The sequence below is a fragment of the Providencia sp. 2.29 genome, from assembly GCF_015832305.1.
GTDB lineage: Bacteria > Pseudomonadota > Gammaproteobacteria > Enterobacterales > Enterobacteriaceae > Providencia > Providencia stuartii.
The window spans coordinates 3,492,891-3,518,275 of the sequence record NZ_CP065420.1 but is presented as its reverse complement, the minus strand read 5'-3'; the positions used below and the strand labels follow the sequence as shown (position 1 = coordinate 3,518,275).

General features: G+C 41.4%; 16 protein-coding genes, 7 tRNA genes and 1 pseudogene. 6 read left to right on the top strand and 18 right to left on the bottom strand.

What is annotated here, in order from left to right; genetic code table 11:
* Positions 1 to 24: 24 nt before the first annotated feature.
* The 3 genes from ybeY to miaB all read right to left on the bottom strand — a co-directional run bounded on the left by ybeY (position 25) and on the right by miaB (position 3,007).
* Positions 25 to 492, bottom strand: a complete 468-nt coding sequence (gene ybeY, locus I3B46_RS16620; protein ID WP_004917654.1) for an rRNA maturation RNase YbeY — start codon at positions 490 to 492, stop codon at positions 25 to 27.
* On the bottom strand, positions 489 to 1,490 hold the full coding sequence (locus tag I3B46_RS16615) for a PhoH family protein (protein ID WP_223854883.1): 1,002 nt from the start codon (positions 1,488 to 1,490) through the stop codon (positions 489 to 491). The genes ybeY and I3B46_RS16615 overlap by 4 nt, the downstream gene beginning before the upstream one ends.
* Positions 1,491 to 1,576: 86 nt before the next feature.
* Positions 1,577 to 3,007 (bottom strand): tRNA (N6-isopentenyl adenosine(37)-C2)-methylthiotransferase MiaB, encoded by a 1,431-nt coding sequence (gene miaB / locus I3B46_RS16610; RefSeq protein WP_004917657.1) that lies wholly within the window; start codon positions 3,005 to 3,007, stop codon positions 1,577 to 1,579.
* A 395-nt stretch (positions 3,008 to 3,402) separates the two neighbouring features.
* Between miaB and ubiF the strand changes: the two genes are divergently transcribed.
* Positions 3,403 to 4,590, top strand: coding sequence for a 3-demethoxyubiquinol 3-hydroxylase (ubiF, locus tag I3B46_RS16605; protein ID WP_104873332.1), 1,188 nt, complete (start codon positions 3,403 to 3,405; stop codon positions 4,588 to 4,590).
* Positions 4,591 to 4,700: 110 nt separating this feature from the next.
* A complete protein-coding gene (locus I3B46_RS22765; protein WP_219725107.1) occupies positions 4,701 to 4,802 on the top strand; it encodes a DUF3289 family protein in 102 nt (33 codons plus the stop codon).
* Positions 4,803 to 4,814: 12 nt separating this feature from the next.
* Here the strand turns inward: I3B46_RS22765 and I3B46_RS16600 are convergent, their stop codons facing one another.
* The 5 genes from I3B46_RS16600 to I3B46_RS16580 all read right to left on the bottom strand — a co-directional run bounded on the left by I3B46_RS16600 (position 4,815) and on the right by I3B46_RS16580 (position 12,583).
* A complete protein-coding gene (locus I3B46_RS16600) occupies positions 4,815 to 6,164 on the bottom strand; it encodes a dicarboxylate/amino acid:cation symporter (RefSeq protein WP_004917663.1) in 1,350 nt (449 codons plus the stop codon).
* Between the two features lie 548 nt (positions 6,165 to 6,712).
* A complete protein-coding gene (locus I3B46_RS16595; protein WP_076914341.1) occupies positions 6,713 to 9,223 on the bottom strand; it encodes a PEP/pyruvate-binding domain-containing protein in 2,511 nt (836 codons plus the stop codon).
* Complete coding sequence (locus I3B46_RS16590) at positions 9,207 to 10,085, bottom strand: phosphatase PAP2 family protein (RefSeq protein ID WP_040132906.1); 879 nt, start codon at positions 10,083 to 10,085, stop codon at positions 9,207 to 9,209. The genes I3B46_RS16595 and I3B46_RS16590 overlap by 17 nt, the downstream gene beginning before the upstream one ends.
* On the bottom strand, positions 10,079 to 11,155 hold the full coding sequence (locus I3B46_RS16585) for a lysophospholipid acyltransferase family protein (protein WP_004917668.1): 1,077 nt from the start codon (positions 11,153 to 11,155) through the stop codon (positions 10,079 to 10,081). The genes I3B46_RS16590 and I3B46_RS16585 overlap by 7 nt, the downstream gene beginning before the upstream one ends.
* Before the next feature lie 195 nt (positions 11,156 to 11,350).
* On the bottom strand, positions 11,351 to 12,583 hold the full coding sequence (locus I3B46_RS16580; RefSeq protein WP_076914343.1) for a lipase/acyltransferase domain-containing protein: 1,233 nt from the start codon (positions 12,581 to 12,583) through the stop codon (positions 11,351 to 11,353).
* Between the two features lie 768 nt (positions 12,584 to 13,351).
* Here I3B46_RS16580 and I3B46_RS16575 point away from each other — a divergent pair.
* The gene (locus tag I3B46_RS16575) at positions 13,352 to 14,467 is read left to right on the top strand and encodes a DUF3829 domain-containing protein (RefSeq protein ID WP_004917671.1); all 1,116 of its coding nucleotides are present in this window, start codon (positions 13,352 to 13,354) and stop codon (positions 14,465 to 14,467) included.
* 1,174 nt (positions 14,468 to 15,641) lie between these two features.
* Here I3B46_RS16575 and I3B46_RS16570 read toward each other — a convergent pair.
* From I3B46_RS16570 to nagB, 10 genes are all read right to left on the bottom strand, one after another.
* Positions 15,642 to 15,716, bottom strand: a tRNA-Gln gene (locus I3B46_RS16570).
* A gap of 31 nt (positions 15,717 to 15,747) precedes the next feature.
* A tRNA-Leu gene (locus tag I3B46_RS16565) sits at positions 15,748 to 15,832 on the bottom strand.
* A 6-nt stretch (positions 15,833 to 15,838) separates the two neighbouring features.
* Positions 15,839 to 15,915: transfer RNA gene (locus I3B46_RS16560), tRNA-Met, on the bottom strand.
* Positions 15,916 to 15,986: 71 nt separating this feature from the next.
* A tRNA-Gln gene (locus I3B46_RS16555) sits at positions 15,987 to 16,061 on the bottom strand.
* Between the two features lie 34 nt (positions 16,062 to 16,095).
* Positions 16,096 to 16,170, bottom strand: a tRNA-Gln gene (locus I3B46_RS16550).
* Positions 16,171 to 16,198: 28 nt separating this feature from the next.
* Positions 16,199 to 16,283: transfer RNA gene (locus tag I3B46_RS16545), tRNA-Leu, on the bottom strand.
* Positions 16,284 to 16,288: 5 nt separating this feature from the next.
* Positions 16,289 to 16,365: transfer RNA gene (locus I3B46_RS16540), tRNA-Met, on the bottom strand.
* A 361-nt stretch (positions 16,366 to 16,726) separates the two neighbouring features.
* Complete coding sequence (gene nagC, locus I3B46_RS16535; RefSeq protein ID WP_004917681.1) at positions 16,727 to 17,950, bottom strand: DNA-binding transcriptional regulator NagC; 1,224 nt, start codon at positions 17,948 to 17,950, stop codon at positions 16,727 to 16,729.
* A gap of 11 nt (positions 17,951 to 17,961) precedes the next feature.
* Positions 17,962 to 19,125 (bottom strand): N-acetylglucosamine-6-phosphate deacetylase, encoded by a 1,164-nt coding sequence (gene nagA, locus I3B46_RS16530; protein ID WP_104873335.1) that lies wholly within the window; start codon positions 19,123 to 19,125, stop codon positions 17,962 to 17,964.
* A gap of 77 nt (positions 19,126 to 19,202) precedes the next feature.
* Positions 19,203 to 20,009 carry a glucosamine-6-phosphate deaminase gene (nagB, locus tag I3B46_RS16525; RefSeq protein WP_004917685.1) on the bottom strand — a complete coding sequence of 269 codons (807 nt, stop codon included), beginning with the start codon at positions 20,007 to 20,009 and terminating at the stop codon, positions 19,203 to 19,205.
* Positions 20,010 to 20,467: 458 nt separating this feature from the next.
* Between nagB and nagE the strand changes: the two genes are divergently transcribed.
* From nagE to I3B46_RS16510, 3 genes and pseudogenes are all read left to right on the top strand, one after another.
* Positions 20,468 to 22,495, top strand: a complete 2,028-nt coding sequence (nagE, locus tag I3B46_RS16520) for an N-acetylglucosamine-specific PTS transporter subunit IIBC (RefSeq protein ID WP_014657737.1) — start codon at positions 20,468 to 20,470, stop codon at positions 22,493 to 22,495.
* 1,041 nt (positions 22,496 to 23,536) lie between these two features.
* Positions 23,537 to 24,465, top strand: a pseudogene (tssK, locus tag I3B46_RS16515) (type VI secretion system baseplate subunit TssK); the annotation flags it as partial.
* Between the two features lie 692 nt (positions 24,466 to 25,157).
* On the top strand, positions 25,158 to 25,385 hold the full coding sequence (locus I3B46_RS16510) for a hypothetical protein (RefSeq protein ID WP_076914344.1): 228 nt from the start codon (positions 25,158 to 25,160) through the stop codon (positions 25,383 to 25,385).

Here is a 25,385-nt window from a genome sequence, read left to right as displayed (position 1 = left end):
TTTAACATAAAAATAGACCGTGGGTCATTCTTTTTCTGCAAGATAAGGATCAGCATAGCCCAATTCAGCTAAAATTTCCGTTTCTAGGCTCTCCATTTCTTCTGCTTCATCGTCTTCGATATGATCATAACCAAGCAGATGCAGACAGCCATGTACAACCATGTGCGCCCAATGCTCCTCGGCACTTTTTTGCTGTTCGATGGCTTCCTGTTCAACCACTTGACGACAAATAATCAGATCGCCAAGTAGAGGTAATTCTACCTCTGGTGGCGCTTCAAAAGGAAAAGATAACACATTTGTTGGTTTATCTTTCCCCCGATAAGTCAGGTTTAAATGGTGACTTTCTTCTTCATCAACGATGCGGATTGTCACTTCACTTTGTGGTTGAAACTTAGGGAGTACGGCTTCTAACCAACGTTGAAACAGTGCTTCATCAGGTAGCCCTGTTGTTTCTTCGCAAGCGAGCTGTAAATCAAGAATGACTTCACTCATTTAATTATTTCCTGCTTTTCTAACGCTTTTTGCTGTTCTTTTTCTTCTCTAATTTGTTGACGGCGTTTGTTGTCTTGTTCTTCCCATTTTTCATAGGCAATAACAACTTTTGCGACAACAGGGTGACGAACAACGTCTTCGCTGTGGAAGAAATTAAAGCTAAGTTCATCAACATCAGAAAGCACTTCAATGGCATGACGTAAGCCTGATTTATTACCGCGAGGCAAGTCGACCTGAGTAATATCCCCCGTGATGACGGCTTTTGAATTAAAACCGATACGGGTCAGGAACATTTTCATCTGCTCAATGGTGGTGTTCTGGCTTTCATCTAAAATAATGAAAGCATCATTGAGGGTGCGACCGCGCATATAAGCCAGTGGTGCTACCTCAATAACATTACGTTCAATCAGTTTTTCAACTTTTTCGAACCCTAGCATTTCAAATAATGCGTCATACAGTGGGCGCAAATAAGGATCTACTTTTTGACTGAGGTCACCGGGTAAAAAGCCAAGTTTTTCCCCCGCTTCAACAGCAGGGCGAGTCAGCAAAATACGCCGTACTTCTTGGCGCTCTAAAGCATCTACGGCGGCTGCAACGGCAAGGTATGTTTTACCTGTACCCGCGGGGCCAATGCCAAACGTAATATCGTGATCTAAAATATTCGCTATATATTGCGCTTGGTTTGGTGTGCGAGGCTTGATAACACCACGTTTGGTCTTGATATTAACGGCTTTACCATAATCTGGAATACTATCGGCAGCCTGCTCTAGTACGCGGCTTTCGGAGATAGCAAGGTGGATTTGCTCAGGGTCAATATCGGGGATCACACCGCGTATTGGAGCGGTATCAACATACAATTGGCGTAAGATTTTACTGGCCGCTTGGATATTGAGTGGTTTGCCTGATAGCTTGAAACGGTTATCACGACGATTAATTTCAATCGCAAGTCTACGCTCAAGTTGCTTGATATTATCATCAAATGGCCCGCAAAGGCTCATTAAGCGTTGGTTATCTGCGGGCTCTAGAAAGATTTCTTGTGTTGCGATTTGCAACGGTTTTTTATCGGTCACTGAGTATCCTATCGTTAGGGTTGGTAACTACCAACACCAAGCTCATCTTCTTTACGAGTACGTGCGATGACAGAAGCGGGTGATTCGTGAACGCGCAAGCCCATTTGGTCTTCTGTGCGGATCACTTTACCGCGTAGTGAATTGGCATAAACGTCAACGATCTCTACATCAACAAACTTGCCAATCATATCAGGTGAACCTTCAAAGTTCACAACACGGTTGCTCTCTGTACGACCTGAAAGCTCCATAACGTTTTTACGTGAAGGGCCTTCGACTAAAATACGTTGTACCGTACCTAACATAGCACGGCTGTAGCTCATTGCTTGTTGGTTTATGCGCTGTTGAAGGAGATAGAGACGCTGTTTCTTCTCATCTTCGCTCACGTCATCGGGTAGATCAGCGGCTGGTGTACCTGGGCGTGGTGAGTAGATAAAGCTAAAGCTCATATCGAAGTTCACATCAGCGATCAGTTTCATGGTTTTTTCAAAATCATCATTGGTTTCACCAGGGAAGCCAACAATAAAGTCAGAGCTAATGAGAATATCCGGACGTGCTTTACGTAATTTACGGATGATAGCCTTGTATTCAAGCGCGGTGTGTGCGCGTTTCATTAATGTCAAAATACGATCTGAACCGCTTTGCACTGGCAAATGTAGGAAGCTAACTAGCTCAGGCGTATCTTCATAGACTTCAATGATGTCATCAGTAAATTCAATTGGATGGCTAGTCGTGAAACGAATTCTGTCGATACCATCAATCGCGGCAACCAAACGAATTAATTCAGCAAAAGTACAGATTTCACCATCAAATGTTGCGCCACGATAAGCGTTAACGTTTTGACCCAATAGGTTTACTTCACGTACACCCTGCGCCGCTAATTGAGCAATTTCAAACAGGATATCATCACAAGGACGGCTAACTTCTTCACCGCGTGTATAAGGAACAACGCAGAATGTGCAATATTTATTGCAGCCTTCCATGATGGAGACAAAAGCGGTAGGGCCTTCCGCGCGTGGTTCTGGCAGACGGTCAAATTTCTCAATTTCAGGGAAACTGATATCGATAACAGGGCTACGGCTTCCTTTAACCTGATTAATCATTTCAGGGAGACGGTGTAGCGTTTGTGGACCGAAAACAATATCGACGCTTGGTGCGCGCTGGCGGATAAAATCACCTTCTTGAGACGCAACACAGCCGCCGACACCAATAATGATATCAGGGTTGCTATCTTTGAACGATTTCCAGCGACCAAGCTGATGGAAAACTTTTTCCTGTGCTTTTTCACGGATTGAACACGTGTTCAGCAGCAGTAAATCTGCTTCTTCTGGAATCTCAGTGATCTGATAACCATGGGTGCTTTCTAATAATGAAGCCATTTTTGATGAGTCATACTCATTCATTTGGCAGCCCCATGTTTTAATATATAACTTTTTATTCGTCGACATGTCTATATCCGGTGTTTTCGAAGTGGCTTAGTATAATGGACTCCGAAACGCGTTGTATACCCGTTATACTTTGAGCATAGAGCCTTTATGCGTAGTTGCTCGAAATATAATGGATATAAATCCAAAGTCCTGTCCCGTTTTGGGAAGGCGCACGCATTTTTGATCATAAACATCACTCTATGATATGAAAAATGCCAAAATAGCCTGAGTTAGTACCCAAAGGCTATGTAATACGCGGTCTCAAAGACAGGTTATCGCCTATTTTTTTCAAGATTAACCTGTATTGTATTCATTTGCAGCATCAGTGACCAGAGTCTCTGAAAGAGATATTCCCTGTCAGCGTAACAATTTTTCGGTACACTACGTAAATCAAATAGTTAATAGTAGCTAATGTAATGAATAAATTAACAGAATATTATGATGTTGTCGTCGTTGGTGCGGGTATGACTGGTGCCGCCGCGGCTCTTGGGTTTGCTCAAGAAGGGATGCGTGTTGCATTACTGGAAAAAGCAGAGCCAACCGCTTTTGACGCCAATAGTGCTCCTGATGTCCGTATTTCTGCCATTAGCCGTTCCTCTGTCGATTTACTTAAACAGTTAGGTGCTTGGCAACATGTTGAAGCAATGCGCAGTGCGCCTTATCGACAACTTGAAACATGGGAAGAAGAAGGGAGCAACGTTGTTTTTGACGCCCATGATTTAGGGTTGCCTGAACTTGGTTTTATGGTAGAAAACCGAATATTGCAGCTGGCTCTGTGGCAGGAGTGTGAAAAATACGCCAATCTTGAACGTATTTGCCCCGCTCAATTACTGTATCTTTATCAACCTAAAGGCCAAAAAGAGTGGGTAGTCTCTCTGGATGATGGGCGTGAGCTACAAGCGAAATTAGTCATCGGTGCGGATGGAGCAAACTCCCAAGTACGTAAATTAGCAGGAATTGGCAGCCGTGGTTGGCAATATCGCCAGTCTTGCATGTTGGTCACCGTCCAAACAGCAGGGCCGCAGCAAGATAAGACATGGCAGCAATTTTTCCCGTCAGGCCCTCGGGCATTTTTACCGCTTTATGATCATTGGGCCTCGCTGGTGTGGTATGACAGCCCAGCCAAAATCCGCCGATTACAATCAATGTCGATGGAGCAACTGACTGGGGCGATTACGGAAGCTTTTCCTGAACGTTTAGGGAAAGTCACCGCATATGCTTCCGGCGCATTTCCGTTGACACGCCACCATGCGAATCGTTATGTGATTGGGGGGCTTGCGTTGGTTGGCGACGCCGCACATACCATAAACCCACTGGCAGGACAGGGGGTTAACCTAGGCTATCGAGATGTTGATGTTTTGCTGAAAGTGGTTACACAGGCAAAAGAGTACCTTGAACCTTGGTCTTCCGCAGAGGTATTAAAACGCTATCAACGTCGACGCTTGCCAGATAACTTAGTCATGCAAGCGGGGATGGATGCATTTTATATGGCATTTAGTGAAACGCTACCCGGCTTGAAAATGTTAAGAAACCTTGGTCTTATGGCTGCTCAACGTGCCGGTGAAGCGAAGAAAATCGCATTAAAATACGCATTAGGATTATAAATTTCATCCTAAATAACCTAAGTTGCGGATAGAAATTGCATTAATGCCCAAGTTGCGATTAGAAAGTTTGACGAGAACCTCAATAATCGCAAGAACTTGGGCAATGATTAATGTTGAAAAAATACACACCGACTCAAAGTCGTATGGATGATTACAGCGCAGATGATATGCGCTGTAATGACTTGAGCGGTAACCAACTTATTTGCAGTTAACAAATACGCTGTTTATTTTTTGCTAATATCCACCGGTTTTGGTTGGTCAGCTACAACATCAAAATTTTCTTCAGTAATAATTGAATCAATGCTTTCGCCTTTTGCGGCAAACGCATTGGCTAATTTTTCAGTATCTAACTCTTTTTCCCAACGGGCAACGACGATACAAGCACAAGCATTACCCACTAAGTTAGTTAGTGCACGACACTCAGACATGAAACGGTCGATACCTAGAATCAAAGCCATGCCTGCAACAGGAATGCTTGGCACCACCATTAGAGTCGCTGCCAAGGTAATAAAGCCAGCGCCTGTCACACCTGCTGCGCCTTTAGAACTGATCATTGCAACCAGTAACAGTGAGATTTGTTCCCAAATAGTCAGATCAATATTTGTCGCTTGAGCAATAAACAGTGCGGCCATGGTCATGTAGATGTTGGTTCCATCAAGGTTAAATGAGTAACCTGTTGGGATAACCAAGCCAACTACGGATTTTTCACATCCTGCATGTTCCATTTTTCTCATTAAGCTAGGCAATGCGGCTTCAGACGATGAGGTACCTAATACTAGCCATAGTTCATCTTTAATGTATTTGATCAGTTGAATGATCGAAAAGCCATTATATTTAGCGACAGCACCAAGCACTATCAAAACGAACAGTAATGATGTGATATAGAAGGTCATAATCAGCATCATTAAGTTGCCGATTGAAGAAATACCGTACTTACCTATAGTAAATGCCATGGCTCCGAATGCACCAATAGGAGCAAGTTTCATCAGCATGGCAACCATCTTAAAGACAGGCTCTGAGAAGTTTTGCAGTAATTTAACGATAGGCTCGCCATGCTTACCCGTTGCAGCAAGAGCCAGACCAAAAATGACGGCAATAAACAGTACTTGCAGAATATTACCGTTAACGAGCGGGCTAATAACGGTATCAGGAATGATATTCATTAAAAAGCCAACAATAGAGGATTCATGGGCTTTTTCTACATATCCTGCCACTTTACTGCTATCGAGTGTTGCTGGGTCAATGTTAAGCCCCGCACCGGGACGAATGATATTCGCGACAATTAGGCCGATAATCAGTGCGATAGTCGAGAAAGTGATGAAATAAAGCATCGCTTTCCCTGCAACGCTACCAACCGCCTTCATATTGCTCATACCGGCTATACCAGTAACAACGGTTAAGAAAATAACAGGTGCGATGATCATCTTAACAATTTTAATGAAAGCATCACCGAGTGGTTTTAAGGATTCTCCAATATCAGGGAAAAAGTGACCAAGTGCGATACCAAATAAAATGGCAACAATAACTTGGACATAAAGGATCTTATAGAGTGGTTGTTTTATAATGTTTTGCATAAATCTTCTCTGTAAAATATTGCATCACTGCAAATTATAATTATTAGGATTTGAGAACGTTTTTATTTTGGGAATGATAGGTTGGATGAAATTTGAGTCATGGCAGAAGGCAGAGTGCTCCTGACGCCATTAACCGAGTCTAACCAAAATTCACGCGGAGATTATCACTATTATTAGTTACGATAAAATGATTAAAGTCACATATTCGATAATGAAGTTATCTAAAGGTAAATAAAATTAACTAAGTGTTACTTTTCGAAGCTAAATGATAAGTGTAGATAACTATTCGAAAGTCAAAAATAGAGAAGTAAGATGAGATGATACAAAGAGGTCAAACAGGGAGTAGCAAGCGTCCAGAGCAGGCGTAGCCTAATCTTGAGATACTTTTCTGTACTGATAAGCGGAAAAGAGAAAAGACATCCATTTAGGCCATTCGGCTCGTTATTCTTTGTAGTTATTAGTTATAACAAAAAGTTCAATTCACTGAATAAAGCCATCGTCTATAAGGTCATCATAAACATAGCTTATCCAGTGAATTGAATACGTGATTATAGCAGCTCAACAATACCTTTTTGACCGTCGACTTTAACACGCTGACCATTTTTAAGCGTATTCATCACACGACGGATACCCATAACCGCCGGTAATCCTAATTCGCGAGCGGTTACTGCGCCGTGAGAAAGCGGGCCACCACTTTCGGTGATAACGCCACTTGCTCGATAAAAAAGTGCTGTCCATGCAGGATTGGTGGTACGAGCAACCAAAATCGCGCCTTGAGGGAATTGGGCAAAATCTTCAGGCCCATGAACTAAAAAGACTTCACCTTCAACGGTGCCAGCGCTGCCAGCTAACCCTTTTAGGGATGACCCATCGTCTTCGGTTTCTTCTGATATTTCGCCATAAACCCATTGCGGTGTTGTACTTCTAGCCTGTTCATAGCCTGCTTTGTTGCTGCTTATATGTTGGCGTAATTCGCTAAATGCTTGAGTAGTTTCAGCGTTAATAGCGTCTGCTAACTGCTGTTCTTTCGCAAAATAGATATCCGAGGCTTGATCAATGACACCGCGGATCACCAAGCGCTCACCTAGGGCATGTAAGCCCCGGCGCATAGGTAAAGCCAGGCGAGTGGTTTGGTAATGCTCTAAATCATCTAATGCAGTGTATACCCGCGCCAACCTAATTAACTCTTGCATAAAATAACGCAACTCTTCTGGCGTTTGCGAGATGATCTCAAATTCGGTTTTTGACTGAGCAATTTTTTTACTTAACGCATCGCTGGTTTGTCCATCATTTTCTAAATCCGCCATTGCGCTTATTTGTGTAAGAACAATATGAGGGGCATCTAGCCATGTAGGGTGGTAGGCATCAAAGTCCATTTCACGATGACCATGGTTAGTTAAAAATGCGGTAAATTCAGTGAAAAAGTCGGGATGCGCTTGCTTCAATGTATCCATAATTGAATCTGCATCGATAGCTTTTAATAGCGCAAATAATTTCGCATCATGGCGAACAAGGCGTGATAAGCTCCATAATTCGTTATTCACTTGCCCTGTTTTGGTCTCTGACATTGCAATTAGACTATCAAGTGTCTTATGAGCTAACTGTTCATCCCCTTGATAAAGCATTTTCAGTAAGGCGATTAAGGCTGCGTATAATGAGCGTTGAGTAAGTGAAATCGCAATGTTCGGTAAAAAGTAATCAGAGCCTAATTTATTGATCCTTTGTATGTAATCCCACAGTTCACTCAATTTTTTCTCTTGGAGAGGCTCTTGGTTAAGGGCGCCAATTCCAATCAAATATCGGTCGAGGTCTCGCATCCAAGTAATAGGTAGCTCTTGTACCCATGCAAATTTACGGGCAATTTCAGGCAATGAAGATAAGAGAGTGGGTAAATCATTCATCATTGATGTAGGAAGACGGTTATGGTAAAGCGCAACGGCGTTTTGGTTACCATAAATATAATAATCTTTCATCGTGAACCATTTACCATTAAAGGAAGGTAGCCCCATTAAATTTAAACTGTAGTTCAAAGAGGCATGGAAACCCGCCTCACACATATCCCATGTCAAAGGTGTGATTGGATTAGGGAAACGTTCTGCCGACTCGTCGCGTGTCCAAATTGGGGCAATTTGAGTCACATTACGTGATTGTAATAACCATAATTGTTGGTCATGAAATGCCCACTCAATATCTTGAGGGAACTGAAAATATTGCTCTGCACGAATGGCGAGCTCGGCGACTGCTTGGCACTGTTCAGAAGTTAGTGTTGTTTGATTTTTGGCAGGGCTCACTAAAGGGAGTATGTCCGTTCCCTTATCGGTCATAACAATTGCACGCTGCTTCTCGGCGATTTCTTGGTGAACGATTTGCAAGGAATCGCGATCAACTTGGTATTCATCAATAGGCTCTTCACCACCAACAACGGTTTCTCCTAATCCAAAGGCAGCGTTAATCAGTACAGATGATAAATTACCCCGTACAGGATCAATTGAGAAGGCAACCCCGGCGGCTTCATTTTCACGTACGTCTACCATACGCTGTAATACAACCGCCATCGCGGCATGTTGATGGGGTAACTGTAAATGTTGTCGATAAAGCATGACATGGGTATGCCAAAGGGAAGCATAGCATTGGCGGATCGCATCATGAAGCGACGGGAGATCGCGTACGCCTAAAATAGTATCGTGTTGGCCTGCAAATGCGGCTCCTGGCATATCCTCTAGTGTCCCTGAAGAGCGCACAGCCAGAGGAACATGAGTTAATTGACTATCATGTAAGCGGGTTGATAACAGGGTGGTCAGGCTATCAGGCAATGGCGCCGAGAGTATGAGTTGTCGGATAGATTCGCTGGCATTTTGTTCATTGTCAGGGTGTTGAGCAAGGAGTGAACTAATTTGTCCAAATAAAGGGGAAATGAATTGCTTGTAGGCTTCGCAAGAGAGGATTAAGCCGTCAGGAACAGGGAGGGCTTGGATTGTTTTTGCCAAACTAGCCCCTTTACCACCACTGATAGCAATATCTGCCGCTTGAGTATCATTTAGACTATAGATGAGTTCCATTTTCCACCTTCTTTTTCTTAAATAGGAAATGCAGTACAAGTAATGCCAACAAAGCACCAACAATGACGTCGATACCGTAGTGGTAGTGAAGATAAACCGTTGCAACAATGAGACCTGCTGCTAAAGGGGTTAGGCACCATGCGATTTTTCGGTAGCCTGTTTTGAATAAAAAACCAACGATATACAGGGTGATCCCTGTGTGTAAGCTTGGGAAAACATCCATTCCAGTGATCCCTTTTTCCACCATACCCGTCAGAAAAAGGGTCATTGCACCATTGTGGACAGGGTAAGTAAATAATGTTGGGAAAGCACCGTATGGCCCGACAGCAGGCAAAATGAAATAGCCAATAAATCCAAAAAAATACATCAACATTAAGCCCAAAAAGTAATGCTCAGAGGTGTTTTTTTTGCGTTGTAAAAAGAAAAATAGAGCACTACCAATAACTAAAAAGTAAAAGCTGAAATAACAAAAAGCAATTAACTCACTGAACCATGGGGCTTGAAGAGCGATCATATGCTCTGGAAGGCTTTTATTAAGCCAAAGATAACTGTCTATGGTGTATAAGAGATGATCCGCGCTCCATGAATAAAAATGAATTCGAATGGCTTTAAACAGTGGGAAGATGGACCAGCAAGCGATAAGTTGTAATAAACCTACCCAATAGAAACGCGGGGATTGCCATTTGGGAAGTTTGCTACAGGCGACTAATAGGATCCAAAAGATGCCGCCAGTGAGTACCGATGGCCAAAGAGTCTCTGTCAGATCTGAGCCAAAAACCCCAATGCACCCTAAAAGCCAGATAATAAATAATTGAATGGCAAATAGCCGATTAAATAAATGTAGATAGTGTGTTTTTAGCATGGAGCAGAGCCTTTGTATTGAATAATTTTATAACCAATAAAGGCACTGATAAAACTCGGAATAAGTACCGTAGGCCAGATGAAAGTAAAACAAGCAAGTAAGGGTAACCAAACTAAACTGGCTAATCCTCCTCCTAATATTTTAAAAAAAGTGATGGTGTTACGTGCATCGGCATAAGTCGCTGCAAACCGAGAGGCCAGTAAAATAGGAATAAAGATAAACATTAAAAAGAAGCCAAGCCAACGCCAAGTTGTACTGTGAGTTGAGGGGCGAGCGTCGGGAAGTAATTGGGGTGTTGGGTTGTGTTGGTAACGTAAAAATGCCTCTGCATAGGAATCGCCTTGCATGAAAGCGTGGCTAGCATACTGTTCAGCGTGTTTAAAGGTTTCTTCATCAGGGCAATTAACGGAAACATCATCCAGAGATTGTGAGATTTGAGTATGGATGCGTTTTTCCCATTCGCGATCGGACTCTTCATTTTCTTGGGCAGTAATCTGGATTGGTTTGCCAACATAGATTTCGGCATGACTCGCAAAGCGGTCGGGCATGGCATAAAACAGCCCTAATGGCACGATATTAAATTCAATCTGTTGAGAGAGTAAAGTGCGAATGATCCGTGCTGCACCACGTTGATAAGGCAATGGTCGGTGGCCCCATTCACTACTTCCCTCTGGGAAGAGAAACAGTGAGCCTCCTGCTTTGAGATGCTCAACACCCGCATCAACTGGGTTTTCGAAGCTGCTTGCACTGATCCCTAAACGTTCTTTATCTTTTTTGCGTACGACGGGAATACCCGTGAAATAAAGGCGCATGATAAAGCTATTGAGCAGTTGGATGGATGCGAGTGCTTGCCCCAGTGGAGAGACTTTTAAGGTTAAATAGCCATCAAAGGCACTGTTGCGATGACTACACAAAAAGAGAGTTGGTTTATTAGTTTGCTGTAGTGGCACATGACCGACAAGGGAACAATTTGGGTAGTATATGCGACGAATAGTTGATGAAACTATGCGGTAATAAAGGGGCAATGGCTTCCCTGCAAGAACTAAAGGTACTTCTTTATTTTGACCCATGAGACTTTTTTACCTTTGTGTATACCTGAAAAACACACATAAAATTCGAATAATAAATCTTGCCAGTGTCACATTAAATTGCGACATCATAAGTGTTTAGCTGTTTATCATTATGTATGTTTATCTACGGATAAAGTTATATATGAGCTCACTTAATACATATTTGAGATAAGTCCGAACGGAAAGCCATCTTAATCAGCACGCTTTTTGATTTAATGTCGCAATATCAAAAGCGAGCGTGCGTAAATTAGGAATATGTCCAACTAATCCTCGGTGAGTACGAGCTTGATTAATAAACACATAATTTTCACCTAATGGCGGTGTTTCTGTTTCACATAAAATGGGGTGCTCCCATCCTTTAAGTAAACCATCGATCGGAAGGTGGTCATCGCCTTTGGTGAGCGCCTGTTCAACTAAATTAGGGTAGTGCTTTTGTATCGCTTTTGCGTTCAAAAATAGTTGCCCTTGGTCATAGACGGCGCATTTGACTGTTTGATGGTTATCACTCAAAAACCAGGTTTGAGAAACTGACTGTTCGGCGGCATGGCGTATAGACACACATTGACTAAAGGCTTTTGCACTCATTAGGTTATTTGCTAGCTCTTCACGTAGGTGTTCCGTGGAGGCAGAGATATTGGCTGTGGGTGAGCGATAAGGGCCGAGAGAGAAGCTTTTCCAGCATTCTTCATCATAAATATCAAATTCTTCGACTAGATTACCTTTTTTATCTATGACTTGAGGAGAGCTAGGAAGCAGCTGGTAGGCACTAGGGCAACTGGCAATATCATCAGCAGAAAACCCATGAAAGAGTTTCCCTGCTGGGTAATACCCCGATTGAATCAAGGCTAAAGATTGAAATGTTCCAACCCAAGGAGGACCAAAAGCATACCATTTAGCAATGCTGTCGCGATTTTTTTGTGTTGCCGATTGTTGTAGATAGTAGCGGATCGCACAGTTTGATGATGAATGAGCAATCAGTAATATTTTTTGCTGCTCCCCATAACGTTGTTTTACTTGATGGATTTTGGCGTCAAGTTGAGCGGCTAAATGGCGGTGATCTGCGCGCCAATCATATGCAAGGAAAAATAGGTCAATACCATCGCGATAGCCTAATGCTTTTTCTAAGAGCTGCTTTAACGGTGCGGTGATTAAATTCTCGATTAAACCAGGAATAACTGAGAAGCTGTGTAGTTGTTGGACACCAATATGAGCAGCGGAGTCCGTATATTGATAATGGTTCTGTCGAATTAAGCTACGATAGTCTCCCCAAATTAAGGTTTTTTTTTGCCTATCGTATAACTGACTTCCTAAAATACCTGGTAGGTAAATAATGGGCAAATTCAGTGTATGGTTAATTAATCCAGCATGACGCAGTTGTTTTGCAATGGCTGCTATCTTAATCGCGTAATAAGCCCGATTTAACGGCATAATTCACATCTCTTATTGAAAACATGAAAATGAGAAAAGTGCTAATTAGAATGAGAGTAAAATAAAAGTTAATTGCACTTTTCCAGATTGTAATATTCGTTTTTCTCTTCTACTTGTTCGTTTACCTATGCGCGAAACTGGATTGGTATCACTAAGAAGTTGTAGAGCTGCTCGGGCATACCGTTCGAGCAATTTGAAATATCTTTTATAATATACTTTTTTCAGGTGTGATAGATATTTTGTGTCATTTCAGTAAACACATTAAAAAGGAATGATGCATGGCACAATCTTTCATTTTCGGTAAAATCCTAAAAGTATTTTAAGAGGATAGTATTTTGACTTCATTGATTAAATAACGCAATGACGCCACATTATCTGCGGAACCCGTCGAACAACAAGCCTAGTGAAGCTCATATGGGGAATGTTGGAGTAAAGACCTCATGTGACATAAGGCTGCTTTCGAGTCTCAACAAGTGAGAAAGCACCAAACTAAGATATTGAATAAAATTGACTACGAGCACACTTCTTTTATTTTCAGCACAAGCCATTCAAATAGTTACTGAAAAATTGAGAATACTGATCGGCTCTTTTTTATCTTTAATGTATTACTGTGAAATATTGTCAAATGTAATACCGTAAATGTTAATCTTCTTTGTTATTAAAAAATAGGAGTGTGAAGGATAGTGTTAAGCTCATTGTTTTTTTACTCGTAAAAAAGAGCTATGATAATTACTTGGAAGTAAAAAATTAATAATATGCAGAGGGATTATGAAAAAGAAAATATTAGTTTCGATATTAAGCCTTTTATTAATATCAGTTACGGGGTGTAATGATTCTAATGAAAGCTCAAATACCACTCCATCTCAGAAAAATAAAGCAGAACAATCTGAGTCAAAACAGAAAAACACTAACTTCAATGAAGCTAAATTGGCCCAAAAGATTGAAAAAGGTAATTTATGGACATATGCCATTGAGGAGGAATTTGGCAATATAATAAGGAAAAAAACATCAGTGATATCAGGTGGTTTAAATCCTAATATTTTAAATAATACAAAAAGTGTATTAGATTCATTCAGTTCTGATAAAAATATGACACTTAACCTTCCGGCTTTTAAAGCAATTGATAACAAAACGGATCTAAAAAATAGGGCAGAAATAAGTGGAAGCTTACTGTCATTGGACATTACTTTTTCAATGCATTTCAATAATTCAGAACTAAATAATATCAAAGAAGCATTTGATTATATGGCGACGCTTTCCCCAGAGATCCCTGAATTAGACGCTGCAGGTATTGCTTATGGTAAAAGTTATGTTGATTTATATGAAAAAATGATAAAATTAGGTGATTATGCCATTATCAAAAAAACATATCGTTTAGATGATTATGCGCAAATGCAAGTGTTATACGACGATGCTAAAAAAGCCTACATCAAACTTATTGATGAAAAAGAAAAATTAGAAAATGCATATGAAAATTATTATCAAGATATGCATGTTGAAGAGCTTAAATTAGTGAAGGAAAAAGGCTTAATTATTCGTTTTCAAATTATGAACTCATTGGATCTACTGTCTAATACTATTGAGTCAATGGAGCCAGAGAAAATTGATTTGAAAGTACTTTCTGATGAAATTGCTAAAATTGAAGCTGAGTCAGTCGAGTTAGAAAAATTATTCGGCAATGAAGTGTTACTCAATAAAGAAAACATAAAAAGCTCAGATTATGCAGTTAAAGAATATTTAAGAAAATATCAACAAATTGTTATCGAATTAAAAGTGTTAGAGAAAAAAGCTAAGGAAGGCAAGAATGTGTCGAATGATATTGATACGATTTTTATAAACTATGAATCCTTGATAAAGGATTATAATTCATTAATAACAAAATAATAAATTTTTAATAGAAATGTTAATTGGGCTAACTCAGTTTTGAGCTAGCCCAACGAACTAAGTATTAATATCATCAGTGTTAATTCTTAACGGAAAATTATTAAGATAAATCAAAGGTCGTGAGATATCACAGGAGAAACAATTTTGTAATGAGTCAATGATTTCTCATTAAAAAGTGTCAATAATGCTACCTTGTTATTACCTGATAGGTATGCGGATAAAATATAGATATTTTTGTTTTCTGCGAAAAATGCTGACATACCAAAGGGAATGGCTACAGGGTTTTGCTGTTAGATGATTTCTCTCTGGTGTTTGATATACAGCAAAAGGCGTTAGAGTAAGTCAAAACTATTGTACCTAATAGTCTGGTGAATCAATGGCTCCCTAGTTAGCTTAGCTAGCCAATAAGCGCTGAGGGCTATCAAACAAAATTAAGCATCTTTTTGCTCTAAGAATAAGCGACTCAGCCGCGACTATCCGCGTGCGCCAAAGCAGTGGCAACAGAAGCCACAAGAAACGCTTTATACGCCCCATCCTATATAAAGTGAAAGAAGACAGCGGCGATGTGAAGAAAGCTGCTTAAACTGCTCTCGTTTCAAATTTAAAAGATAAGCAGCTCTACCTCTATGAAAGTGGAGTGGTAATTTATGGCTTTCTGTGGTGATTAAACGGCAAATTCTCGGGGTAAGCGACCTCTTTATTGCTCGTGTCGATGGGCTAATGGGCTTTCTTGAAGCATCAAATAGCCTCTATCCTCAAGCAAAGCACTATGCCGCTTAAAACACTACGATGTGTTTATGGTAGGTTTGAAACCTGTTTATTGAGCTAGATGAACAGGAGAATAAATCAGGCAATAAGATTTGGTTATAGGGATGACACTGTAATGGATACACTGTCTGATTATTTTTGTTTCTCTGAAAATATCTCAAGGTCATCTATACGATAGGTGCTGTTCATCGTTTTGCCGCTGACGAACACTAAGTGGGTATACGGAACGAAAATAGTATCTGAAATGGCTGTACATTGGTCTACTTAAGGCTCAGAAAAATAGATGATGCAAACCTGTAACTGAGCTTGAGTGATAAATGAAGTTGTCTCTTTTGAGAAAGTATAAGGGATACCCCAAAGGTATATTAGGTGAAAATTTTACTTTGAAGTGGAGTAGGGGGAGAGATGGCTGGGGTACCAGGATTCGAACCTGGGAATGCCAGGATCAAAACCTGGTGCCTTACCGCTTGGCGATACCCCAATATATCAGATTTTTTATCCCTAGTTAGGGATGGTGCGGGAGGCGAGACTTGAACTCGCACACCTTGCGGCGCCAGAACCTAAATCTGGTGCGTCTACCAATTTCGCCACTCCCGCAAAACATGGTGGCTATGACGGGATTCGAACCTGTGACCCCAACATTATGAGTGTTGTGCTCTAACCAGCTGAGCTACATAGCCATGTCATACAGTAAGACTGCTTTTTTAACTTCACTGCATGGGATTCAAGACAACCTACGAAGAGGAGAAGATGGCTGGGGTACCAGGATTCGAACCTGGGAATGCCAGGATCAAAACCTGGTGCCTTACCGCTTGGCGATACCCCATCCGAGGATGTCTTCTAAATTCGTTAATTTAAGATGGCTGGGGTACCAGGATTCGAACCTGGGAATGCCAGGATCAAAACCTGGTGCCTTACCGCTTGGCGATACCCCAATCTTAAATTCAATAACCGAGAAGGAAATGGTGCGGGAGGCGAGACTTGAACTCGCACACCTCGCGGCGCCAGAACCTAAATCTGGTGCGTCTACCAATTTCGCCACTCCCGCAAACATGGTGGCTATGACGGGATTCGAACCTGTGACCCCAACATTATGAGTGTTGTGCTCTAACCAGCTGAGCTACATAGCCATCTTTTTTGCATTACCTTCATCGGCGTTGCGGGGCGCATTATGCTAATTACAGCTAAGACAGTCAACTGCTTTTTTCACTATTTTTGTGAAAATGCGTCCGTTTGTTTGATGAATAATCATTTTGTCGATAAAGACAGCAAAAAACAAGTCATTCATCGAAAAAACTGTGACATGTCACATGAGAGTAATTGTATCCATCTTAATATGTTGGGATGCCAAACTAACAGTGAAATGGTGATCCAAAAGATCTATCAACGCACGATTTGCCTGTTTTTGGCGTTAAGGAAAAAGAATCTAATCCAGAGCAAAAACCAGAAATGGAGCAACAGTTTCTGGTTTTTGCTGGTGGGATTGTGAGATCAGTTATCAAGGAGTTTTTGGAGCAACTCCCCATTGAGCATAGCGCGTTTTGTTAAGGCGAAGGCGCCGATTGCTGAGGTATGCACTAATTGTGAGGTAACTACCGGTAAGTTTTCACGGAACTCTTTGAGTGTTTGGGTATCGATACAACTTTGGATAGCTGGCAGTAAGACTTGCTCGGCTTCCGTAATATCACCTGCAATAACCACCTTTTCAGGGTTAAACAGGTTGATTGCGATAGCAATGGCTTTACCGATTTGGCGGCCGACATGCTGTATCACCTCTGTCGCCAGAGGGTCATTTTTATTTGCAGCTTGGCAGATATGCTGTATAGAGCAACGTTCTAGTGTGAGTGAGCTAGTAAAACCTTGTTCTAGGCGCTGTTGAACACGGTTTTCAATAGCTTGATTTGAGGCGATAGTTTCGAGGCAACCAAAATTACCGCAATGGCACAAATCACCTAGAGGGTCCACTTGGATATGACCGATTTCACCGAGGTTACCACGGTGATTTAGTAAGATTTCATTATCAATGACCAGTCCGGCACCTGCACCGCGGTGGATCCGAACAAGTAGCGAGTCTTTGCAATCTTTTGTGGCTCCAAAGTAGCTTTCTGCTAAGGCAAGGCTACGGATGTCGTGCCCAACATAGCAGGTAATTTTGAAATGAGCCTGCAAATTATCGATAAGGTGCCAGTTATCCACTTTAATGTGTGGCATATAGTGAACAATGCCGCTGTGTGGGCTAACGAGGCCGGGTAAAATGACTGAGATGGCTATAAGCTCTTTAAGACGGCGTTGATTGAGCGCAATAAAGTCTTCTATCGCTTCAATCAGTTTTTGCTCTACCGCTTGCTGAGAAGGCGCTGAGATTGGATAGTGGGCATCGACAAGTAGCTTGCCGCTTAAATCATAAAGGGCGATAGTGGCATCATAACGACCTAAGCGCACACCTATCGTATGAAAGTTTTTATGCTCTGATACGATAGATATGGCACGTCGCCCCCCTGTAGAGGCTTGCTGGTCGACTTCTTTAATGAGGCCGCGCTCAAGTAGCTGACGAGTAATTTTAGTGACACTTGCGGGGGCAAGTTGGCTCTGCTCTGCAATTTGGATGCGAGATATAGGACCATGTTGGTCAATGAGGCTATATACCACGGCACCGTTGAGTTGTTTTACCAGATCAATATTACCAATTTGCTTTAGCGAGTGACTATGGTTCATCAGCTATATACTCATTTTTTGTAGACTTCCTCTCCGTTGACATAGGTTGAAAGGATTTGGAAGTCGTGGTTAAACGCAGTTAAGTTCGCAACTTTACCCGGCGCGATAGACCCTAAGTGGGATTCGACGCCAATCGCTCTAGCGGGGTAAAGTGTTGCCATTCTTAATGTTTCATCTAATGCGATACCGACATGTTCTACCGTATTTTTAACTGCTTCAATCATGGTTAGTGACGATCCACTGAGGGTTCCGTTCTCATCAACACATAATCCATTCCGGTAGTATATGGTTTTGCCTGCAAAGATAAAATGATCCATTTCACCAGTTTGAGGATCAATACCAGCAGGCGCGGTAGCGTCCGTAACTAAAACTAATTTATCACCTTTCAACCGTTTACTGTTACGAATATTTGCCCATTGTACATGAAGACCATCTGCGATAATGCCAGCGTACACTTCTGGAGTATCATAAATTGCCCCTACTAAACCAGGTCCGCGACCTGAAATATATGGCATGGCATTAAAGAGATGGGTTGAGAAACGGATACCCGCTTTAAAGCCGAGGCGCGCTTCTTCGTAAGTTGAATTTGAATGGCCCGCAGAAACGATAATGCCAGCATTGGTCAATTGGCGAATATAAGACTCACCCACGATTTCCGGTGCTAAGGTGACCTTGGTAATCGCATCTGCATGAGCGGCTAAATAATCAATCATTTGCGCAGAAGGCTGACGAATGAATTCAGGATTATGCGTGCCTTTTTTCACGATGTTGATGTAAGGGCCTTCTAAGTGTAGGCCGAGCGCTTGATGACGATGTGTTTTTAAGTACTCCATCATCACTTCTACCCCATGCTTCATCAGTTCATCGGAACAGGTAATTAAGGTTGGTAGAAAACTTGTGCACCCAGAACGCTCATTGGCTTTTTGCATTATCTCCAGATGCTTCAATGTCACATTTTCTTTGTTATCATTGAATTGGACGCCACCACAGCCATTGACTTGTAAATCAATAAAGCCGGGAGAAAGAATAGCACCTTGTAAATCGTGCTGCTTGATATCAGAGGGAAGTTCATCTAATGGGCAGATATCTTTAATAAGAGCACCATCTATGATGACAGCATGGTTATCTAATCTTTCATGACCTGTATAAATAATACAATGGGTTAATGCGTACATGGTATTTGGCTCCTGACTTCTGGAGAGATAAAACATCGGGTCACCGACCTGCTTCAACAGGTCGGGTGATCGAATGATTATGAGTTAAACTTTTCGATAATGTCAGATTCTAGCTGCGTAAAATATTTGAGTGTTTTTACTTTTAGCTCAAGCGTTGCGGGTTCATCACAGACGATCAATGCTTTTTGGTGCATTTGCACACAACTGATAGTCCATAAATGATTAACTGAACCTTCAACCGCAGCTTGAACGGCGTTGGCTTTGTTGGCACCCGTTGCCAATACCATCAGCTCTTCCGCATCCATTAATGTTGCGACACCTACAGTAAGGGCAAACTTCGGTACTTGATTGACATCATTATCAAAGAAACGTGAGTTAGCGATGCGCGTCTCGGGGGTTAATGTTTTGATACGAGTACGAGAGCGTAATGATGAGCCGGGTTCATTAAAGGCAATATGACCATCATTACCGACACCACCCATAAATAGATTAATTTTGCCATAAGACTTAATTTTATCTTCGTAGCGTTGGCATTCAGCATCCACATCCGATGCGTTACCATTTAGCAAATTGATATTTTCTTTTTGAATATCAATATGGTTAAAGAAGTTTTCATGCATAAAAGTATGGTAACTTTGCGGATGATCTTCTGGGATACCCACATATTCGTCCATGTTGAACGTTACAACATGTTTAAAGCTCACTTTGCCTGCTTGATACAACGCGATAAGCGCTTTGTATGTCGCAAGCGGAGTTCCACCGGTCGGCAAACCTAAAACAAAAGGGCGCTCGGCTGTTGGGTTAAAAGCGTTGATTTTATCTGCAATATATTGTGCAGACCAAATCCCAACGTCGTGAGCAGTTTTTAGTGGGAGAAGCCTCATGATACTTTACCTCTAGTAACAGTCTGTTAATTCTATGAAATCTGAAAGATCGCCATACTCTTTATGGCTTAAGTTACATGACATTTGTTGCAAATCAGCGATTGTACTCAATCGCCAGCATGTAACTTTGCTATTTTGAGTTGCTATGCCCCTGACTTTTTATTAACTAACTATAGGAAATTTCAGGGAGTATCGATTCTCTATTAGCTATACAGCTAAATCCAGTAGATAAGTTATTTTTAATCATAAAATAAGTTTTCAATAATAGCCACTAATTTAGGTGGATAATGAAAATTATCATTGACATTTATCACAAATCGAACCTATTTATTTTGTATCGCGAAAAAATTCATCTAGACTATGAAATTGCTACACTCAGACACCTAAATTATTATTATGGTGTATGAACAATAAGATCCTGTGAATGGGGCAATAATAGGGCTTTAAAGGGGGAGTTCGTGAATATTCTTAGCTACTTACAGCGGATCGGCAGGGCATTGATGGTGCCTGTGGCTGTACTGCCAGCCGCCGCAATCCTTATGGGGATTGGATATTGGATTGACCCAGATGGGTGGGGCGCCAATAGTGCAATCGCAGCGTTACTTATTAAATCAGGCGCAGCTATTATTGATAATATGTCTGTGCTGTTTGCCATTGGTATTGCCTATGGTATGTCGAAAGATAAAGATGGTGCAGCGGCGCTGACAGGGTTTGTGGGGTTCTTAGTGGTGACAACGCTGTGTTCACCAGCTTCTTACTCCATGATTATGAATGTTCCGCTTGAAAACGTTCCTGCTGCCTTCAATAAGATTAATAACCAGTTTGTGGGTATTCTGGTCGGTGTGCTCTCGGCTGAGCTGTATAACCGTTATAGCGGGGTGGAATTACCTAAAGCGTTATCATTCTTTAGTGGACGTCGTCTGGTTCCAATCCTGACTTCTTTCTTAATGATTATCCTTGCTTTCATTCTAATGTACGTATGGCCAGTCGTTTATAATGCATTAGTCTCATTCGGTGAAAGTATCAAAGATTTAGGTTCAGTGGGCGCAGGTATCTATGCCTTCTTTAACCGTTTATTAATCCCAGTTGGTCTGCACCATGCCTTGAACTCTGTATTCTGGTTTGACGTTGCAGGTATTAACGATATTCCTAACTTCCTCGGTGGCGCGAAGTCAATTGAAGAAGGTTTAGCGACGCCAGGCATCACAGGACGTTATCAAGCTGGTTTCTTCCCTATTATGATGTTTGGTCTACCAGGCGCTGCTTTGGCTATCTACCATTGCGCTCGTCCTGAAAATAAAGCCAAAGTTGCAGGTATTATGCTTGCGGGTGCTTTTGCTGCCTTCTTTACAGGTATTACAGAGCCACTTGAATTCTCATTCATGTTTGTGGCGCCTGTACTGTATGTGATCCACGCCTTATTAACCGGTATTTCTATCTATATCTCTGCCACAATGGAGTGGATCTCAGGATTCGGCTTTAGTGCAGGTTTAGTGGATATGTTACTGCAATCACGTAACCCTCTTGCGCTGCAATGGTGGATGTTGATTGTTCAAGGTCTCGTTTTCTTCTGTATTTACTATGTTGTTTTCCGTTTTATGATCACCAAGTTCAAACTGTTAACGCCAGGTCGTGAAGTGAGTGCAGGTGATGAAACAATTGACGGTTATGATGAAAACTTGAGCTCAGCTGATAGCACAGATAGTGATATTCAGAAAGAAGCCCGTCAATATGTCGCAGCTGTCGGCGGAAGTGACAATATTACAGGTATCGACGCATGTATTACTCGTCTTCGCTTGAATGTGAAAGATTCCAGTATTGTTAATGATGCGATGGCTAAACGCCTTGGTGCCTCAGGGGTTATTCGTTTGAATAAACAAAGCGTGCAAGTCATTGTAGGTACACGTGCTGAACTGGTCGCATCGGCGATGAAAGAAGTGATTGCGAAAGGCCCAATTGCAGCTTCTGCTTCAGCAACAGAAACTGAAAAAGCCAAGATAGCCGAGCCTGTGAAAACAAAAGGTGAAACAATTCTTTCACTGGTAGCACCTGTCAGTGGTGAAGTGTACTCCCTTGATGATGTGCCAGATGAAGCTTTTTCTAGTCGTATCGTTGGCGATGGTATTGCCATTAAACCAACCAGTGATGAGGTGCTTGCACCAGCATCAGGAACCGTCGTGAAAATTTTCGAAACTAACCATGCGTTCTGTTTAGAAACAGAAAATGGTGTTGAGTTAATTGTTCACATGGGTATCGATACTGTTGCTCTAAAAGGTGAAGGTTGTGCGCGTTTAGTGGAAGAAGGTAGTGAAGTGAAAGCCGGTACACCAATTCTGAAGTTGGATATCGCTTTCCTAGAAGCTAACGCTAAATCGATGATCAGCCCTGTTATTATCAGCAATATCGATGATTTTGCTGGTGTTGAAATTTTAGCTAACGGAAATGTGACCGCGGGTGAAACCGTGATCTACAACGTGCTAAAATAGTGGTTTGCTAATCAGTTATTGACAGAGTCAAAGGGAGGCGTAAGCCTCCCTTTTTTATTTATATACTCAGGGCTATATAAGGGTTGCCATTATACTTCGTCGTTGCCTTACTGAAGGGGCGATACTCACCGCGCAAAGTCGCTATTATGCGTATGCGATTTCGGATTTAAAGAAAAGTTTTGATTACAGTATCGCAATAAACACAGAAGAATCGATAACAGAAGCATTGAGCTATTTTTCAATGCTCCATGCAAAACATCATCACAAAGTGGCCTTATGGTCATTAATTCAAGATAAAATCACTAAGTTATGGATAATTAACAACTAATTTATCTATAACAATAAAGTATAGCCGAAACCATACTGCAAATTGGCGGCTTGATTTGGCATAAGAATAATATCCCAACTATTCTTATGCTCTTCACGTGACAATGAGACTACTCATGACAGTCAGCATCGTAGTGACAAACCGGAAAGAAACATTTTTCACACATAAAATAGGTATTAATCATTAAATTTCCTTACGTTACCTTTCTAATTGATAACATACAACACAGCCTTGAATGCGCCAGCATGGCTTCTTAAGTCCGTCTTCACTCCAGATTATTTCATTCTGTTACCTTACAATACATTTTATGTCTAATTCGGCTAGTGAATAATGCTCACTATGCGTATTTGTGACTATATAAGAGAAATTGATAAAAATAATTGCTGACTTAATCCTTAATTCCTATAATTTGAGCGCTATATTTAGGATATGGACGTTTGGATTCAAGCGGTCCATCAATTGCATTCATCATTTGATGGGCCACGGGTTATTTTTAAGTGCCATTTTTTATTAATTTGGATTGATTTGTCAGGACAGTATTAGCGTATTTTAACCTTATGAGCCTTGGGTGACGGCTAAGGGCGGTAGCGTATCAAAACATCAGAAATGCTTTACTTTCCAAATTTGAGTGAATACATCACCTCGCCGCCGAATTGTTTCGGGAAAATGAATCATAATGCCAATTGCCTTTGCTTAAATAAAAGGCTCATCGAATGAAAATTTACCGCCCATTATGGAATGAAGGCGCATTGCTCTCTCCGCAACAATTTCAACAGCAAGCGCAATGGGAGGCTTTCACTAACCAAGGTGTTTCCGGTTTATTCTCTCCCTTTAACTGGGGAGTGAAAAGTTGAACTGGATGAGTCATTTTTGTCGTCCGGTCGTTTACAAGTTCATCAACTAAGGGCATGGTTGCCGGATGGGGCGTTAATAGATACCCAAGTCAGTGATATCACTCCAGAGCCCCGAGAGTTAAATTCCACCGCGTTATCTCAAACTGACAGCATTGTGCTGGTGCTGGCCTTGCCACTCCTTCAACAAGGGATCATCAATGTTCAGAAAAAAGGGGGCTTTTCTGAACGTTCCCTTCGTTATCAGGAAGAGTGGGTGAATGTGCCGGATGTGTTTGGTCAGGATGATGAATCCATGGCAGTTGCCCGTTTTAATATTGCTGTCCGTTTTCAGCATGAAAATAATGATGCGTGGCAAACGTGTCCTATTGCACGCCTAACTCGTGATGGTCAAGGTGGCTGGGCAATAGATAGAACATTTATTCCCCTCCATGACGCAATTTTCAGCAAGCCGAGAATTATAAGAGCGATTAGCCTTGCTGAATCGCCAAATACGCTCCCGTTGCCAACGACTGATGTCCATGCGCCGTGAGAGCAATGAACGTTTAGCTGATTTTGCCGTCGCTGATGTTTCCTTATTTTGGTTGTTAAACGCCTTAAACTCCCATGCTAATGTTCTCATGAATTATGAAAGCTATCCACAGCGCCACCCTGAAATCATTTGGGCTGAATTGACCCGTTTGGCGGGGAGTTTATTAACCTTTTCGTTAGAGCATGATCTCGCGACCATTCCTGCCTATGTCCATGACGACCTCGAAAATACGTTTCCACCGTTGTTTGACTTGCTCAGTACCAATACTTATGTGACACTACGATTAAGACGTGAAATAAACGCAAGTGATATAGATCGGGACTATTATATTGACGCCCAAGCCATCTGTGAGGACTGGTTGGAAAATATAAATGTAAAATATATCGAAGTGTCAAATGATAAAGCAAAGCTAAAGCTTATTTTAGGTGAAAAAAACTGTAGCTCACTATATTTCATTACTTTATCGAAAGATTTAAATGGCTGGAAAATTGACTCAGTAGAATCTTTTTAAAAGAAAATTTATATAAATAAAGTGGTGAGTTAAATGGTCAATTTAGAAAAATCAATAATCTTATTAAATAGTGAAGCGGATAGAGTCGCATCTGAAAATTTAAGAAGATTCCAAAGTGGATAAAAGTCGAAACAGACAAACAACAGCAAAAATACTATTTTTTATCCGAGCATCTAGGGTATTTTCCAAAACAGATTGATATCAGTGACACAGATAAAGATAAAATCGGCTCACTGATAAAGCGTTTTGAAGAAATTCAAGCCGATGAAACAAAACAAGCGGAATACCAAAATATTACCCAACATGCGCTTTTTCTGTCGCGTTATGATTTAGAGAAAATAGGCTTTAGGGCCTTAACCAGTGAAACAAAAACGTTTGATTATTTAAACGGGTACATTCAACCCAAAGCCACTTATATCAGTGCGATATTTGATACTATTTTGGCTGAAGCTAAAGTGTCACCACGCCCTGAAAAAGGGATTATTGCCCATAATTATCAACGTTTAATTAATAAAATCAAAGGCAGTGCAACGGAGCACTACAATCCAGAAGAATACCGTCGCGCTTTCCATAACCCCATGTTTTCCCATATCGTGAATAAAACTATTGTCAAACACCCTAGTGATTGGTATTACAAAAAAACGATAGTGTATGGCAAAATTTTCTAA

What these genes read in the sequence shown, in the direction of transcription:
- ybeY (WP_004917654.1), bottom strand. Translation starts at nt 492, where the DNA reads ATGAGTGAAGTCATTCTTGATTTACAGCTCGCTTGCGAAGAAACAACA.
- I3B46_RS16615 (WP_223854883.1), bottom strand. Translation starts at nt 1,490, where the DNA reads ATGAGCCTTTGCGGGCCATTTGATGATAATATCAAGCAACTTGAGCGT.
- miaB (WP_004917657.1), bottom strand. Translation starts at nt 3,007, where the DNA reads ATGTCGACGAATAAAAAGTTATATATTAAAACATGGGGCTGCCAAATG.
- ubiF (WP_104873332.1), top strand. Translation starts at nt 3,403, where the DNA reads ATGAATAAATTAACAGAATATTATGATGTTGTCGTCGTTGGTGCGGGT.
- I3B46_RS22765 (WP_219725107.1), top strand. Translation starts at nt 4,701, where the DNA reads ATGTTGAAAAAATACACACCGACTCAAAGTCGTATGGATGATTACAGC.
- I3B46_RS16600 (WP_004917663.1), bottom strand. Translation starts at nt 6,164, where the DNA reads ATGCAAAACATTATAAAACAACCACTCTATAAGATCCTTTATGTCCAA.
- I3B46_RS16595 (WP_076914341.1), bottom strand. Translation starts at nt 9,223, where the DNA reads ATGGAACTCATCTATAGTCTAAATGATACTCAAGCGGCAGATATTGCT.
- I3B46_RS16590 (WP_040132906.1), bottom strand. Translation starts at nt 10,085, where the DNA reads ATGCTAAAAACACACTATCTACATTTATTTAATCGGCTATTTGCCATT.
- I3B46_RS16585 (WP_004917668.1), bottom strand. Translation starts at nt 11,155, where the DNA reads ATGGGTCAAAATAAAGAAGTACCTTTAGTTCTTGCAGGGAAGCCATTG.
- I3B46_RS16580 (WP_076914343.1), bottom strand. Translation starts at nt 12,583, where the DNA reads ATGCCGTTAAATCGGGCTTATTACGCGATTAAGATAGCAGCCATTGCA.
- I3B46_RS16575 (WP_004917671.1), top strand. Translation starts at nt 13,352, where the DNA reads ATGAAAAAGAAAATATTAGTTTCGATATTAAGCCTTTTATTAATATCA.
- nagC (WP_004917681.1), bottom strand. Translation starts at nt 17,950, where the DNA reads ATGAACCATAGTCACTCGCTAAAGCAAATTGGTAATATTGATCTGGTA.
- nagA (WP_104873335.1), bottom strand. Translation starts at nt 19,125, where the DNA reads ATGTACGCATTAACCCATTGTATTATTTATACAGGTCATGAAAGATTA.
- nagB (WP_004917685.1), bottom strand. Translation starts at nt 20,009, where the DNA reads ATGAGGCTTCTCCCACTAAAAACTGCTCACGACGTTGGGATTTGGTCT.